Origin of the sequence: Tritonibacter sp. AK171 (assembly GCF_030127025.1) — a bacterium.
Classification (GTDB): domain Bacteria; phylum Pseudomonadota; class Alphaproteobacteria; order Rhodobacterales; family Rhodobacteraceae; genus Epibacterium; species Epibacterium mobile.
The window spans coordinates 2,553,187-2,568,472 of the sequence record NZ_CP126134.1; the positions used below are offsets into that span (position 1 = coordinate 2,553,187).

Below are 15,286 nucleotides of genomic sequence, written 5' to 3' on the forward strand. Positions count from 1 at the left end.
CGCGAACCGATCCGACCAGAGGACAAAGAGCCATGCGTGTGCTGCCCAGCGCCAAAGCGGTCTTGCACCGCACCGCCTTGATTGCCCTACTGAGTGCCCCGACCCTTGCCGCAGCGCAATGCGGTGGGAGTTTTCAAAACTTCGTACGTGGCCTGAAAGACGAGGCCGTTTCGGCAGGCTATGCGATCAGTACCGTCAACGAGTTCTTTGATGGCGTCTCGCAAGACCAGAGCGTGCTCCGAGCTGACCGCTCTCAGGGCGTGTTCCAGAAACCCTTTGTCGAATTTTCCCGCCGCCTGATCTCGCAGAGCCGCTTGAACCGTGGCCGCAGCAAGGGCGAGGAATTCGACAAAATCTTTGACCGGATCGAGACGACCTATGGCATCAACCGGGGCGTCCTGCTGGCGTTCTGGGCGTTTGAAACCGACTATGGCGCAGTGCAGGGCGATTTCAACACCCGGAATGCACTGGTGACGCTCGCGCATGATTGCCGCCGCCCAGACCTGTTCAGGCCGCAAATTTTCTCGGCGCTGGAGCTTTATCGCAAAGGGGACTTTGACCCGGCGCGCACCACTGGTGCTTGGGCCGGCGAAATAGGCATGGTGCAGATGCTGCCCAGCGATATCCTTGAGCACGGAGTGGACGCGGACGGCGATGGCCATGTAACGCTCAAGACATCGGCAGCGGATGCGCTGATGTCAGCTGCACGGATGCTCTCGCACCTTGGTTGGCGCGCAAATGAGCCGTGGTTGCAAGAGGTCACGATCCCGGCAGACATGGATGTCTCTGCTTCCGGCCCCGCTTATAAGAAGTCCCTTGCCGACTGGGAGGCGATGGGTGTCGCACCCCGAACGACCAGCTTTGCGATGAAGGATGCAGAGGCCTCGCTGCTGCTCCCGCAAGGCCACAAAGGCCCTGCCTTTCTTGCCTACCCCAATTTCGACATTTATTTTGAGTGGAATCAGAGCTTTACCTATGTTCTGACGGCCGCCTATTTTGCAACCCGATTGGAAGGCGCGCCTGTCTACGATGCCGGAAACTCTGAGCAGGGATTGTCTGGCGATCAAATGAAAGAGTTGCAGCGCCGCCTGCAAGCCCGCGGTCACGACGTAGGTGATGTTGATGGCATTCTCGGCGCGAACACCCGACTGGCGGTACAGGAAGAGCAAAAGCGTCTGGGGCTTCCCGCAGATGCTTGGCCCACGCCGGATCTGCTGAACGCGCTCTAGGAAGAGCCTTGTACTGTTTACAGCTCATAACGGTATAGACTACAGTATAAACATCGAGAACGTTATTCAGTGAATTCACCGAATAAATGAGCCGGGCAGAGCTGCAACTCTACCCGGCTTTCTTCTTCTACGGTTCAGAGCCCGAGTATAAGTCTGATGATTGAAACTAATACCGCGATCGCAGTTAGTGCTACCATCCATTTCGAAAACGTTGACTGATCCAGTTTGTACACCTCCTTACTTGACCTTAATACGGCCCGATAAGGGTACAGGAAAACGCACTATCTGAGTACACGATTATGGTTTATTTTCCATTAATTACTGGCGAAGAAGTTACAAACCACATTGAGAACTAATGTGCATATTTATCAACCAATTCCGATTGCCAAAGAAGCAATTTAATTGGAGCCGTTTCCGCTAGGCGACCAGCGCCTCTGCCTTTTTCAGATCGACAGAAACCAGCTGGCTCACGCCTTTTTCCTGCATGGTCACGCCAAACAGCCGATCCATGCGCGCCATCGTCACCGCATGGTGGGTGATGATCAAAAAGCGCGTGTCGGTCTGGCGGCACATCTCGTCCAACAGATCGCAGAAACGCGTGACATTGGCGTCATCAAGTGGCGCGTCGACCTCGTCGAGCACGCAGATGGGCGCAGGATTTGACAGGAACACAGCAAAGATCAGCGCCATCGCCGTCAGGGTCTGTTCCCCACCAGATAAAAGCGACAGGGTCGACAGTTTCTTGCCCGGCGGTTGGCACATGATTTCCAGACCTGCGTCCAGCGGATCATCGCTTTCGACCATCAACAGGTTCGCCTCGCCGCCGCCGAACAGATGAGTGAACAGCATCGCAAAAGAGCTGTTCACTTGCTCAAAGGCGGTCAGCAGGCGCTCCCGCCCCTCGCGGTTGAGAGAGGCAATCCCTGAGCGCAAGGTCTTCACCGCCTCTTCCAGATCCAGCTTCTCTGCCACCAGTGTGTCATACTCACTTTGAACTTCGCGGGCATCTTCCTCTGCACGCAGGTTCACCGCACCAAGCGCATCGCGCTGGCGTTTGTGACGGGCGACCTCGACCTCCAGCGCTTCGGCGTTCGGCATATCCTCAGGCGCGACGTTTAGTTGCTCCAACAGCTCGGCAGGCTCCAGCTGCATCACCTCATCGATGCGCTCAGCCGTGGCTTCGACGGTTTCGCGGGCAGCCTCTGTGCGGGCTTCGGACCGCGCCCGTGCTTCGCGCGCCTCAGAGGCCAGACGCTCGCATTCGCGCTCATTGTGGACCGCCTCGCGCAGCACAGCCTCGGCAGCAACCAGCGCATCCGTCGCCTCAGCCTTACGCGCCTCGGCGTCGGTGATCTGTTCGTTAAGCTCCTCGCGGGTCTCGGCAATCTCGCCGGGCACCGCCATCGCGTCTTCCAGTTCTTCCTGGCTGGTCTCACGACGCTCTTCGAGCTCGGAAATCCGCTTACCGGCCGAGTCCAGACGCAACCGCCAGCCAGAGATTTCCTTGGTCACGGTCTGCGCGCGTTTGGTGCGTGCCTCCCCTTCGCGGCGCAACTCATCCAACGCGGAGCGGTGCGTAAGCATGGTGATCCGCGCCGCCTCGACCCCGTGTTTGATCTCCTCAACCTTGGCGCGCGCCTCAGAGAGATCCCCAAGAGCCGCCTGCGCGGTTTCGGCATCTTTCAGTTGCAAGGATGCAGTCAGCGCATCCTCATCATGGCGCGCGACAGCAATGCCAAAATTCTCCAGCTTGCCTTCGGCGAGGTTCTTTTCCGCCTCAGCGCGGCTGAGGGCACGGGCACTATCCGCGACGCGCTGATCGGCGGTACGGCGGGCCTGACGGGCGGCCTGATCCGCAAGGGTCACTTCTTCAAGCTTGCGCACCAAGGTCTCATGCGCGGCCTGCGCACCCTCTGTACGGGCCGTGGCATGCGCCAGATCCTGTTTCAGCGCCTCCAAGCGGTTCATCTGCTCCAGTCGCATCGCCGCCGCTGAGGGCGCATCTTCGGCCCAAGAGCGGAACCCGTCCCAGCGCCACAGATCGCCCTCTAGCGTCACCAAACGCTGACCGGGTTGCAACAAAGGCTGCAAACGCGCCGCCTCATCCGAATCGACCACGCCAATTTGTGCAATCCGCCGCCAGAGCGCATCGGGACCATCGACATATTTGCCCAGCGGCTCCACCCCATCCGGCAGCGGCGCATCACGTTCATAGGACGGCAAGGTGAGCCAGCCCGTCGGCCCATCGCTATCCGCAAGCGGCGCGCGCAGATCATCCGCCAATGCAGCACCAAGGGCTTTCTCGTAACCCGGTGTCACCCGCAGATCATCCATGACCTGACCGCCCTCGGCGGTGTCACGCTCAACCAGCTTTGCCAGCGCCGTGACCTCGGCCCTGAGCGCGCCCAGCTCCCCCTCCGCCTCAGAGCGTTTCGCACGCGCTTCGGTTTCATGTGCCTGCGTTTCAGTGCGCAGCTCATCCGCCTCGGCCAGCGCGTCTTCTGCCGTTTCGGCGGCGTCGCGGGCCTCTTCCTCCGCCTCCAAAGCCGCCTCATAGGCCGCCTCGGACGCAGCCAAGGCCTCTCGCGCAGTGTACTGAGCGGCGCGGGATTTGGCACCCTCACCTTCGGCGCGCTCCAATGCGCGGCGGCAATCCTCGACGAGGCGCTGCGCAGACTGATGGCGCGCGGCGAGCCGTGCAACATCCTCTGTCACCTGCGAAAGATGTTCCTCACCATTGTGGAGGATGGATGTGGACTCTTGGGCAACCTCTGCGGCCTCCGCCATGCGGTCATCGTGCCCCTCACCCGCCTTGGCCAGTTCCCGCTTTTCCCACTCCAGACGTTCAATCGTCTCGCCCGCATCCCGGTTCAGCCCGGCCTCGCGTTCGATATCATTGCCAAGCTGTTGGATGCGGCTGTTCAGACGTTCGATATTCTGCCGCGCCTGCGCTTCTTGATCGGAGAGCGCGTCGCGCTGTACCATCAAACGCTGCAGCACAGCCGCTGCGATCGCCTCTTCTTCGCGCAGCGGTGGTAACCCGTCCTCTGCCTCAGCCCGTTTTTCGGCTGCAACACGCGCCAGCGCCTCCGCTTTGGCGGCTTGTGTCACACGCGTGCGGAGTTCTTCTTCGGCCGCCAGACGCGCCTCATCCGCCTCACGCCAGCGGCGATAGAGCAGCATGCCCTCGGCCAGCCGCAGTTTTTCGCCAATCTCGCGGTAGCGCTGCGCCTGTTTGGCCTGTCGTCCAAGCTGGCCCAACTGCGTCGCAAGCTGCTCGATCACATCATCGATGCGCAGCAGATTCTGTTCCGTATTTTTGAGCTTCAGTTCCGCCTCATGACGGCGCTGATAGAGGCCCGAGATCCCGGCCGCCTCTTCGAGCACCCGACGGCGCGCTTTGGGTTTGGCGTTGATCAGCTCAGAAATCTGACCTTGCCGCACCAACGCGGGCGAATGCGCTCCGGTTGAGGCATCGGCAAAGAGCATCTGCACGTCCTTGGCCCGCACATCCTTCGCGTTGGCCTTATACGCCGAGCCGACGTCACGAGTGATCCGGCGCACAATGTCGAGTTGGTCAGAGTCATTGAACCCGGAAGGCGCCAGTCGTTCGGAGTTGTCGATCTGCAGACTGACTTCGGCAAAGTTGCGTGCAGACCGGGTGGCGGTGCCGGCAAAGATCACGTCTTCCATGCCACCGCCCCGCATCGCCTTGGCACGGGTTTCCCCCATCACCCAACGCAGCGCCTCCAAGAGGTTCGACTTGCCACAGCCATTCGGCCCCACAACACCTGTCAGCCCATCGGCGATGAGCAGGTCAGTGGGGTCCACAAAGCTTTTGAAGCCGTTGAGCCTGAGTTTGGAAAAGCGCAAGTTCGCCCCTTCTGGTGATTCCGTTGCAGGAAATCACAGCAGCCTTGCGCCCCCCGAGTCAACGGCACATGCCGCAAAATCGGCAGTTTCCCACCTGCGCTCACACCATATCTTGTGGATAACCCCGTTTCACATCGGGACTTTCAGCACACGTCCCAGCCGCGCAATCCCCTCGGCGATTGCGGGTTCATTACTGTTTGAGAAACTCAGCCGCAGGGTGTTTTCGCCCGACCCATCCGCATGGAAGGCTTGTCCCGGCACAAAAGCGACTTTTTCCTGCTCCAAGGCACGCTCCAATAACTGTGCACCACTTATGCCTTCAGGCAAGGTGACCCAGATGAACATGCCGCCCTCGGGCTTGGTCCAAGTGACGCCTGCGGGCATATGTTCCTTGAGGGCAGCCAGCATCGCATCACGTCGCCGCATATAGACCGAACGCAATTCCGCAACATGAGTGTCGAACAACTGCTCCGCCACCTGACAGGTCACGATCTGGTTGATCGTAGGAGAGTGCAGGTCCGAAGCCTGCTTCATCAGCACCAACTGCTGGATCACCGGCGACGCCGCAACCACCCATCCCACGCGCAAACCCGGCGACAGGGTTTTGGAAAATGTGCCGCAATAGATCGTCCGGCAGGCCTCAATATCGCCGCCCTTCCGGTCTTGCTCCAGCGCCAGCATCGGCGGCACCGGCTCCCCGTCAAATCGCAGGTCCTGATAGGCGGCATCCTCAATGACCGCCGTATCAAGCGTTTCGGCCAGATCCAACATCTGCAGACGTTCTGCACGGGTCATCGTCACACCCGTTGGATTGGCAAAATCCGGGCTGAGGTAGGCAAACTTAACCCGACCTCCTGCCGCTTCGGCGGCTTGCGCGTAACGCTCGGGTGGTTGATTTTCACCAGACCGAAGCCGGTCGTAGCGTGGCTCATATGCGTTAAAGGCCGCAAGCGCGCCCAGATAAGTGGGCCAGCCCACCAGCGCCGTATCCTTGGGACTGAGGAACAGTTTACCCAGATAATCAATCGCCTGCTGCGATCCCGACGTGATCAGAATATTCTCAGGCCCGCACTGAACACCAATCTTCGCCATATGCGCGGCAATCCAATGACGCAGGGGCAGATAGCCCTCAGAGACAGAGTATTGCAGGGATTGCGCCTGATGCTCTGGCGAGAGCGCCGCCTGAAACGCATCAGCAAACGCCTGCGCCGGAAACAACGCCGGATCAGGTATCCCACCGGCAAAAGAAAGCAACCCCGGCTGATCAAGCAATTTGAGCAGTTCGCGAATTTCCGAAGCCTTCATACGGCCAATACGTGTTGCATATTGCGCAGCGAGGGTCATTTCAATCACTTCCTTTCGTCACCTTCGCGAAATCGACAGGAAAGCGCAAAACAAGTCAATACTTCTGACCTATTATTTCAGCTTTCGTGATCTTGCAGGCCCCTCATGTTGGTGGTCATATGATTTGACCAATCTTTGTTTTTCGAGGTCTTCGATGCCGTTCCAGAAAGTGCAGCCGGAAAAGCTCTCCACCGCAGTGGTGCGCCAAATCGAAAAACTCATTCTGCGCGGCATTCTACGCCCCGGGGAACGCTTGCCCTCAGAGCGCGAACTGGCCGAGCGACTGGGGGTCTCCCGTCCCTCCTTGCGCGATGCGCTGGCAGAATTGCAGGACCGCGGATTGCTCTCCAGCCGCGCGGGATCCGGTGTGTTTGTGGCCGATGTCCTTGGCTCCGCCTTCTCGCCTGCGCTGATCCAGCTTTTCGCCAGCGACGATGAGGCGGTCTTTGACTACCTGTCGTTTCGCCGTGACCTCGAAGGCATGGCCGCTGAACGCGCTGCAAAATTCGGCTCCGACGCGGACCTCGGCGTCATTCAGGAGATCTTTGACCGCATGGAAGAAGCGGGAGATCCCAGCATTTCAGAGGCCGCTGCGGAGCTCGACGCGCAATTCCATTCCGCCATTCTGGAAGCCAGCCATAATGTCGTGCTCTTGCATATGATGCGCTCCATGTTCGACATGCTGCGCAAAGGTGTGTTCTACAACCGCCGTATCATGTTCGGCCAGCACACCACTTATGAGGCACTGCTGGAACAACACCGCGCCATCAACGCCGCATTGCAGGCCCGCGACGCCCATGCGGCACGAACGGCTGTCGAAACCCACATGGACTATGTGAAACAGGCGCTCGACGAACAAATACGGGCAGATCGAAATGCCCGGATTGCAGCGCAGCGACTAGAACATGAACGCAATCGCTAGGCGGATGTGCTGTCGATAAATCCACGGGTTTCAGCCTTGAGTGCGGCGGTAAAGATCATCTCGGCGCTGTCCACCTCAACGAGGCGGCCCTGTTCAAAATACGCCACACGATCAGCAATTTGCGCGGTTTCCGCCAAGGTTGCAGACACAGCCACAACCGCATGATCTTTTTTCAGATCCACTGAGAGCGCACAAAGGGCCTCGCCTTCGCCCTGATCAATCGACCCGGTAGAGCGATCCAGCAACAGGACCTCGGGTTGCACCGAGATGCTGCGCGCGATGCACAGCAGGCGTTGCTGGTGGCGCGGCAGATCCACGCCACGCCGTTTGTGCAGGACATCCTTCACATGATCCCAGAGCATACATCGCCGCAATGCCGTCTCTACGATCTCAGCCACCTCATGGCGGCTGGTCGCGATCTGGTTCAGTTTGAGGCCATAGGCGATATTGTCCCAGACGGACAACGGGAACGGGTTTGGTGTCTCAGGGATATAGGCCACCTTGCGCCGCAGCGCAGGCAGATCACACTGGGGTGAGAACACCTCTGTGTCGCCATATGTCAGGCTGCCAGTCGTCGCCAGCTGACGCTCGTGTTGCAACAGCCGGCACATGGCCCGCATCAAGACGGACTTACCTGCACCAGTGCGCCCTATCAGCCCCAGAACCTCTCCCTTGCGAATATCTAGTGTGACATCGCAAAGCACATCCCGCCCGCCAACCTTAAGACTAAACTCTCGCACGCTGATCGCCGCAGGAAGCGTCACCCGATCCTTCGTCAGCTGAGATGTCTTGTGATGGAGCGGCAATGAATGAAACATCGGGACCCTGTTCTTATCGGGATGCCCTCGCTCTTCGCACGGCAGGGTTAACGGATCATCCCACCGATTGCAGTTGTCATGAAAAATTCATGAAGCGACCGCAGTACCATGAGAGGTGCAAAACAAGCCCTCCGTCGATTCCCAAATGCAAAAGCCCCAGCCGTCAGGCCGGGGCTTTCGCAATAATCGTCGCATGCAAGATCTGCTTAGTGCAGCTTGGCGTCCACGTCCTGAATGGCCGCGTCGATCAGCTTGTTTGCATCGGCTGCGGACATTTGCTTGGAAATCACCTGATCGGCGACTTCGACAGCAATGGTGATGGCGCGGTCACGGACCTCTTTCACTGCAGAAGCTTCTGCAGAGGAAATCTGCTCTTCCGCAGCGGCCAGACGGCGCGCAATGGAAGCCGCGAGATCTGCCTTCGCCTGCTCAGCCGCAGCAGCGGCCTCGTCACGGGCGTTGGCGACGATGCGCTCGGCTTGGGCCTGGACGTCCTGCTGCTTGCGCTCGTAGGAGGCCAGAAGGGTCTGGGCCTCTTCGCGCAGCGCGCGGGCTTCTTCCAGTTCCGATTTGATGCTGTCCGCGCGATTGTCGAGCTGTTTGCCGATCAAAGACGGCACTTTGGCAGCGAGCAGGATGCCAATGAACAGCAGGAATGCGAGAACAACAACAAAGTCGGTGTTGCCGAGGTTCCAGCCACCGCCAGCAGCGAAGGCAGGAGATGCGGTTGCGAGGGTCAGAGCAATTGCAAGAGTTGCGCGCATGGTCTTAGCCCTCCGTCCGTTTGGCGACAGCAGCCGCCACAGCATCAGCGTCGTCCTTGCCACCCAGAGCCGCAACCAGAGCGGATGCGGTGTCGGTTGCAACGACTTTGACACTTTCCAGCGCACCAGCGCGGATTTCAGCAATGGCTTTCTCGGATTCCGCTGCTTTCGCAGAGATTTCCTCATCCGCCTTTGCGATTGCCTCGTCGACCCCTGCCTGAATTTCGGCGCGGGTTTCGGCGGCAATGCGCTGCGCTTCCGCGCGGGCATCAGCCAGTGCCTTGTTATAAGCGTTTTCGGCCTCGACAGCTTTGGCTTTGAGATCTTCAGCCGCAGCGAGGTCGTTTGTGATAGTCCCCTGACGCTCGTTCAGAATGGCTGCGATACGGGGCAGCGCGACGCGCGACAGGATCAGGTAGATCACGACAAGCGTGACCAGAAGCCAGAAGATCTGGTTTCCGTAGGTCGAGAAGTCCAGCTGCGGCATGCCGGAAGACCCGTGCACCGCGTCGGCAGCTCCATGACCTGTATCGGCCGTATTAGATGCCATGTCGTCCTCCTATGGAACTTGCCGTTACACCGGGCGGGGCGCGGTTGGCACTCCGCCCGGCCGTAAGGAAAAAGTGTTCCGGAGTCTTAGACGGCGAACATCAAGAGCAGAGCGACCAGGAACGAGAAGATGCCCAGAGCTTCTGCAAATGCGATGCCGATGAAGAGGGTTGCGGTCTGGGAAGCAGCCGCGGAGGGGTTGCGCAGAGCGCCCGCCAGGAAGTTAGCAGCAACGTTGCCAACACCCAGAGCAGCAATACCAGTACCCATGCCAGCCAGGCCAGCGCCGATGTATGCGAGATCGCCTTCCATTTGATATCTCCTTACGATTGGAAGTTGAGGTAGTAGTTCAGACCAGCAACCTGCCCTTAGTGGGACGGATGCAGCGCGTCTTTCAGATAGACACAGGTCAGAATGGTGAACACGTAAGCCTGAATGAAGGCCACGAGAACTTCGAGTGCGTAGACCGCGGTGATGGCAAAGATCGGCAGGAATGCCCCGGCGCCCAGCGCGCCAGCAAAACCTGCGAAAACCTTCAGAACCGCGTGGCCCGCCATCACGTTACCTGCAAGACGGATGCAGTGGCTGACGGGGCGCACGAAGTAAGAAATCAGTTCGATGATGGCCAGGATCGGACGCAGCGCCAGCGGAGCGGAGCTAACCCAGAACAGGCCGAGGAATTTCGCACCATGCAGCACAAAGCCGGTGATGGTCACGGTCACGAAGACCAGCATCGCGAGGATCGCGGTCACGGCGAAATGAGAGGTGGTGGTGAAGGACATCGGGATCAGACCAAGGAAGTTGGCCGTCACGATGAACATGAAGAGTGTCATGATGTAGGGGAAGAACTTCACGGCATCTTTGCCGGTCACGTCTTCGACCATCTTGTAGATGAAACCATAGGCCAGTTCCGCAACCGACTGAGCGCGGGAAGGAACGATGCCCCGATTGGAGGAGCCAAACACCAAGAGGCCGATGATCGCAACCACGGCAAGGAACATCCACAGCGTCACGTTGGTGGGCGTGTACCAAGCGATATGGTCACCACCAAACAGCGGCGTCACGGTGAACTGTTCCATCGGGTGAATGGCAAGACCCGCCGTTTCCGGTGCGAACACCAGGCCCGATACGAGCACCAAAGCCAAAGCTACGTAAAAGAACAGTTTGCCCATCGTTCCGCTTCTCCTGTCGCTTAGGCCGTCGCCCAGCATTCATGCATCTTTATCAGCGTCGACGGATTTTTCCGCCTCGGCCATTTGTTTGTCCTGAATCTCGCGTGCGCTGCGGAGCATCACGTTCACCCCGGCGGCCAGACCCAGCAATATGAACAGCACCATGAAAATGGGGGTCGTTCCCAAGAGAACATCCAACCCGTATCCGATGCCGAGGCCGATCACGAGACCGGCCACCAATTCCGTCACCATCCGCCAGGCCTGATTGGCCATGGAATAGTGTTCATCCGCGCGAGGTTCTGGCTCTTCATGCGCCTTCTTGGCGGCTGCCAGTTTCTCCTCCAGCTGCGCCATGCGCTGCTTTTGGTCGTCGTCGATCAAGGTGACGCATCCTCTCGCGAAATCTGAGGGTTTGCTAAGCGGTCCTCCGCTCAGAGTCAATTGCGCATTACGCCGATCTACTCTGGGTAAAACTTCAATACTTTCAGGGCACTAAGCCAAACCACGTGTTTACGCGCGGCATCCTTCGCCTAAGGATATGCCTTTCGGCATCGCCAGATGCATATTCAACCAAATGGTTGATCTTGAAATCACACCGCAGGAACCCGGCGGCGGAACAGTCGTCCGTCGATCAGCAAAAGACCAAAAAGGATCGCAAGCAGCCCCGACAGATGGCTGACCTCAAGCGGCTCTCCCAAAACCAAGACCCCCAAGGTCAGCGCCGAGGCTGGCGCGATCAGCGTCGGAAGGGTGACATTGGTCGGACCAATCTTGGGAAGCACCCAGTACATGGCGATGAAGGCGGCAGAGGTCAGCGCAAACCCGATGATCAGCAACGCCCCCCATGCCTGTACGGACAGCGCGCCCGGCACCCCATCGGACCAGACGGCCAGTGGCAGGATAAAGGCAGTTGCCCCGGTCAGGGCCCAGGCCACCAGCACGACTGGTTCCATATCGCGAAACTGGCGCGCGACATTGACCGAAAAGGCATAACACAGTGGCGCGCCCAAGGTGACGAGGATCGCCCAGATGGCAGAACTCTCCCCGCCTTGCAGGATCGGCAAAGACAGCAGAACGATCCCCGCCAGCCCGGAGGCGACACCCAAACTCTTGCGCCAATTGGCGCGCTCGCCGCCCGGCCAGAAATGGGTCACCACCACTGCGAGCGCCGGGGTACAGGCATTGACGATCCCCGCAACACCGCTGGCGATATGCTGCTGCCCGAGCGCATAACAGGAAAACGGGATCGCATAACTCAGGGCTCCAAACCCCGCCAGAGCCAGCGCGCGCGATGGCGATATGCGCCAATTGCGCCCGCGCGCCAGCAGGAAAACCCAGCACCCCAAGGCGCCAAGCCCGACACGCCCGACTGAGATCCATAAGGGTGCCAACTCGCGCAGCAGCACCGCGTTGAACATAAAGGACATCCCCCAGCCGATGCCGAGGATCACGATGATGGCCCAATACCGCAATGCCATGGTGCTCTCCCTCAATAGCGCCCGCGCCGTTTTGCGCATACGCTTCGGGATTGTCGACCCGCTTCCTGCGCTTTAGGAGATATCCCCATGAGCGATACTCTTGATACTGTCTTTGCAGCCCTAGCAGACCCGACCCGTCGGGCAATCCTGTCTATGCTGCTCGAAGACGATATGGCCGTCACCGATGTGGCAGAGCCGTTTGAGATGTCGCTTGCGGCGATTTCCAAACATCTCACCATCCTCACCCGTGCCGGTCTGATCCAGCAGGAAAAGCGCGGGCGGGTGAAATGGTGCAAGCTGCAACCGGATGCGCTGCGCGCGGCCTCGGTCTGGATGCAGGGCTTTGGTCAGTTTGAGCCGGTGAATCTAGATGCCTTTGAACGGTTTCTGGAAGAAGAGCTCCGCGACGGCGAGTGAGGCACACGCCCGGCGCGGACCAAGTGAAACTCGGCACCTTTAACCGTGTTCATCCTTCAATAGCAGCCAGAGCGCCACGATCGTCAGCGCGATCCCCACAAAGATCAGTGCCGGAGGCCAGCCTTTGCCCAGCGCGATCTCCCACAGGATCACCCATGAGGGCACCAGATAGGTATAGGCCATAACCTTTGCCGACGGCAGCCGCAGCGTTGCAAATTGCAGCAGGACAAATGTACAGGCCGAGGCACAGACCGACACATAAATAAGACCGATCCAGACGATGGGCTTCAGCCCCGCCCAATCCGTGGCGATCAGATCGCGCCACGCCAGCGCGATCAGCGCCACCGCCCCGGCGACCAGCACCCCAAAGGTGAAGACCAGCGCAGGCTCGCCCCGGTTCAGCTTGCGCACCATCGGCGTATAAAGCGCGTGGGCCACACAGCCGACGAAATAGATCACCTCACCCTGACCGATCTCAAAGCGGACCGCAGCCTCAAGATCTGCGCGAAAGATCACCCAAAGCGCCCCCGCCCCGCCGATCATCAAGGCCAGCGCCATGCGCGGCGTTGTGATCTGGCGCAGCAAGAGCCAGCCAAAGACGCCGCTCATCGCCGGCGTCAGCGTAAAGACCGCCGCCGCGCTCACAGGATCTGCGGTTTTCAACCCGTAGAACATCAGTACGAAATATGTCGCAAACACCCCGCCCAATAGCGCATAGCGCCAGGGTGCGCTGAAATGTTGCGACTTCAGGCCCGGCCCGATGGCCGCCGCCGCACCGATCAAGATCCCCGCCAGCACAAAGCGCACGGCATTCAGAGCCGCAGGCGTGACCTCATTCGCGATCAGCGCGCCAAGCGAAAACGACCCCGCCACCAGCGCCGAAAACGCCAGCATCGCCAGATGCCCCTTGTGGCTGTCGCTGAGACCGCCCCGCATGGGTGCCAGATCCAGATCGCTCATCACTGTGGCCAGGTTTTTGCGTGCTCTTTCAAAAAGCGCACGAAGCTCTGCACCTTATTGGTGCGATGCAGGTCCACATGGGTCACCAGCCAGATCTTGCCCGACCATTCGTCACGGGGGTCCATCATCATCACCAGATCCGGGCAGCTTGCCGCCTCCCACAAGGAGATAAACCCAATGCCCGCCCCAGCCCGGATGGCCTTATGCCCGGCCACCGCATCCGAACAGCGAAACACGATGTTCTCAGCCGGGATGGTCGCGCGCAGCCAGCGTTCGAACGGGGCGCGGGTGTTTTCATTGTCACTGGCAACGAACCGGTGGTTCACCATATCGTCTTGCCCTTTGAGCATGCCGTGGCGCGCGACGTAGTCTTGCGAGGCATAAAGCGCGAGGCGCTGCCCCACGAAGGGTTGAACCACATTGTCCGGCTGTTCCGGTGCCGCCCCCGCGCGCAAGGCCACATGTGCCTCACCATATTCCAGCCGGAACAACCGATCCCCGGTCAGATAGCGGATCACCAGATCCGGGTGCATCTGCTGGAACTCCGTCAGCGCGGGCGCCAGCATCGGTGCCATGGAGGACAGGGATGTCACCACCAATTCGCCAGACACCTCGTCGCCCTGCCCCTTGAGCCGCCCAACCAGCTGGCTGAACTGATCGTCTGTCGCCTGCGCAACACGCAACAGATCCAGCCCGGCTTCAGTCGGCGTGTACCCCCGCGCATGGCGCTGGAACAGTTTCACACCAAGGCGCGCTTCGATCGCATCAATATGCCGGATGACCGTCGCATGATGCACGCCCAGCACTTCTGCCGCGCCACTTACCGTGCCAAGCCGCGCCACCTGATACGCGGTGCGCACTTCGTCCCAATTCTCCACCTGATCCCCCGTCGCGACGATATCTGTAAGTATTTGCGCGGATGCGCACAGACTTTGTTCAATATCACAAATTGTGTTCGGGTGTGCAAATATCCATTCTGAGCCTCAGACGAATTTTCCTCCTCACAAGGACCAAGACGATGGCTCACACCGTACTCCATATCGACAGCTCCGCCCGCCAATCCGGCTCCACCTCCCGCGTATTGACCGCGCAGGTGGTGGAACGGCTGAATGCCGAAACCGTTATTCGACGCGATCTGTCGACGCCGCTGCCGCTGCTGGATGAGGCATGGATTGGCGCGAACTTCACCCCTGCCGATCAACGCAGCGATGAGCAAAAAGCGACGCTGGCCTTGTCGGACAGTCTGATTGATGAGCTCAAAGAGGCGGACACCGTGGTGATCGGTGTCCCGATCTACAATTTCACCATCCCCACCACCCTCAAGGCCTGGATCGATCTGGTCGCCCGCGTTGGCGTGACCTTTCAATACACCGAGACCGGGCCCGAAGGTCTGCTGAAGGGCAAACGGGCCGTTCTGGCGGTTGCATCGGGCGGCACCGAAGCCGGATCAGACATCGACTACGCCAGTCGCTACCTGCGGCACATGCTGGGTTTTATCGGAATTACCGACATTGAAATCGTCGCGGCGGACCAGCAAGCCATTGACGCCGAAGGCTCCGTACAAAAGGCCAAAGACGCCATCGCACAACTGGCCGCATAAGTGACAACACCGTGGAGGAGGGGCGCTCCCGCCCGTCCGCCGATCAGCCACAGGCTGCTCGCGCCCCGTTGGGCCCGGCAGGCCGCGCCGCAGGCGCGGCCTGCCCCTCGGCGATCCGCAACGCGGAGCGCAACACCTCAATCCTCAGGTTTGAAACAGA

General features: G+C 59.6%; 15 protein-coding genes. 4 read left to right on the plus strand and 11 right to left on the minus strand.

Features of this window, described 5'->3' with window-relative positions; translation table 11 throughout:
• Window positions 1-32 precede the first annotated feature (32 nt).
• Window positions 33-1,229: a lytic murein transglycosylase gene (locus QNI81_RS11995; protein WP_283966636.1), complete on the plus strand. Its 1,197-nt coding sequence runs from the start codon at window positions 33-35 to the stop codon at window positions 1,227-1,229.
• 417 nt (window positions 1,230-1,646) lie between these two features.
• Here QNI81_RS11995 and QNI81_RS12000 read toward each other — a convergent pair whose 3' ends face one another.
• Together QNI81_RS12000 and QNI81_RS12005 are read right to left on the minus strand one after the other, a co-directional pair.
• Window positions 1,647-5,102, minus strand: coding sequence for a chromosome segregation SMC family protein (locus QNI81_RS12000; RefSeq protein WP_283966637.1), 3,456 nt, complete (start codon window positions 5,100-5,102; stop codon window positions 1,647-1,649).
• A gap of 129 nt (window positions 5,103-5,231) precedes the next feature.
• Window positions 5,232-6,446, minus strand: coding sequence for an aminotransferase-like domain-containing protein (locus tag QNI81_RS12005; protein WP_283966638.1), 1,215 nt, complete (start codon window positions 6,444-6,446; stop codon window positions 5,232-5,234).
• A 154-nt stretch (window positions 6,447-6,600) separates the two neighbouring features.
• Here QNI81_RS12005 and QNI81_RS12010 point away from each other — a divergent pair, with 154 nt between their 5' ends.
• Window positions 6,601-7,368: a FadR/GntR family transcriptional regulator gene (locus QNI81_RS12010; protein WP_005636449.1), complete on the plus strand. Its 768-nt coding sequence runs from the start codon at window positions 6,601-6,603 to the stop codon at window positions 7,366-7,368.
• On the opposite strand, the gene QNI81_RS12015 is transcribed toward QNI81_RS12010, so the two are convergent.
• From QNI81_RS12015 to QNI81_RS12045, 7 genes are all read right to left on the minus strand, one after another.
• The gene (locus QNI81_RS12015; RefSeq protein WP_283966639.1) at window positions 7,365-8,186 is read right to left on the minus strand and encodes a phosphate ABC transporter ATP-binding protein; all 822 of its coding nucleotides are present in this window, start codon (window positions 8,184-8,186) and stop codon (window positions 7,365-7,367) included. The genes QNI81_RS12010 and QNI81_RS12015 overlap by 4 nt on opposite strands.
• 206 nt (window positions 8,187-8,392) lie before the next feature.
• The gene (locus QNI81_RS12020) at window positions 8,393-8,950 is read right to left on the minus strand and encodes a F0F1 ATP synthase subunit B (protein ID WP_005636444.1); all 558 of its coding nucleotides are present in this window, start codon (window positions 8,948-8,950) and stop codon (window positions 8,393-8,395) included.
• A 4-nt stretch (window positions 8,951-8,954) separates the two neighbouring features.
• Window positions 8,955-9,500: a F0F1 ATP synthase subunit B' gene (locus tag QNI81_RS12025; RefSeq protein ID WP_009178147.1), complete on the minus strand. Its 546-nt coding sequence runs from the start codon at window positions 9,498-9,500 to the stop codon at window positions 8,955-8,957.
• Window positions 9,501-9,586: 86 nt separating this feature from the next.
• Window positions 9,587-9,811, minus strand: a complete 225-nt coding sequence (locus QNI81_RS12030; protein WP_005636439.1) for a F0F1 ATP synthase subunit C — start codon at window positions 9,809-9,811, stop codon at window positions 9,587-9,589.
• Between the two features lie 56 nt (window positions 9,812-9,867).
• The gene (locus tag QNI81_RS12035) at window positions 9,868-10,671 is read right to left on the minus strand and encodes a F0F1 ATP synthase subunit A (RefSeq protein ID WP_005636431.1); all 804 of its coding nucleotides are present in this window, start codon (window positions 10,669-10,671) and stop codon (window positions 9,868-9,870) included.
• Window positions 10,672-10,710: 39 nt separating this feature from the next.
• Entirely contained in the window at window positions 10,711-11,052 is a 342-nt protein-coding gene (locus tag QNI81_RS12040; RefSeq protein WP_219174565.1) for an AtpZ/AtpI family protein, read from the minus strand.
• A 209-nt stretch (window positions 11,053-11,261) separates the two neighbouring features.
• Window positions 11,262-12,149, minus strand: a complete 888-nt coding sequence (locus QNI81_RS12045; RefSeq protein ID WP_283966640.1) for a DMT family transporter — start codon at window positions 12,147-12,149, stop codon at window positions 11,262-11,264.
• A gap of 87 nt (window positions 12,150-12,236) precedes the next feature.
• Between QNI81_RS12045 and QNI81_RS12050 the strand changes: the two genes are divergently transcribed.
• Window positions 12,237-12,566, plus strand: coding sequence for an ArsR/SmtB family transcription factor (locus QNI81_RS12050; protein WP_005636424.1), 330 nt, complete (start codon window positions 12,237-12,239; stop codon window positions 12,564-12,566).
• 39 nt (window positions 12,567-12,605) lie between these two features.
• Here QNI81_RS12050 and QNI81_RS12055 read toward each other — a convergent pair whose 3' ends face one another.
• Both QNI81_RS12055 and QNI81_RS12060 read right to left on the minus strand, forming a co-directional pair.
• Window positions 12,606-13,526 (minus strand): DMT family transporter, encoded by a 921-nt coding sequence (locus QNI81_RS12055; RefSeq protein WP_110590935.1) that lies wholly within the window; start codon window positions 13,524-13,526, stop codon window positions 12,606-12,608.
• Complete coding sequence (locus QNI81_RS12060) at window positions 13,526-14,404, minus strand: LysR family transcriptional regulator (protein WP_283966641.1); 879 nt, start codon at window positions 14,402-14,404, stop codon at window positions 13,526-13,528. The genes QNI81_RS12055 and QNI81_RS12060 overlap by 1 nt, the downstream gene beginning before the upstream one ends.
• 140 nt (window positions 14,405-14,544) lie before the next feature.
• Here QNI81_RS12060 and QNI81_RS12065 point away from each other — a divergent pair, with 140 nt between their 5' ends.
• Window positions 14,545-15,126 carry an FMN-dependent NADH-azoreductase gene (locus QNI81_RS12065; RefSeq protein ID WP_283966642.1) on the plus strand — a complete coding sequence of 194 codons (582 nt, stop codon included), beginning with the start codon at window positions 14,545-14,547 and terminating at the stop codon, window positions 15,124-15,126.
• Window positions 15,127-15,286: the final 160 nt, after the last annotated feature.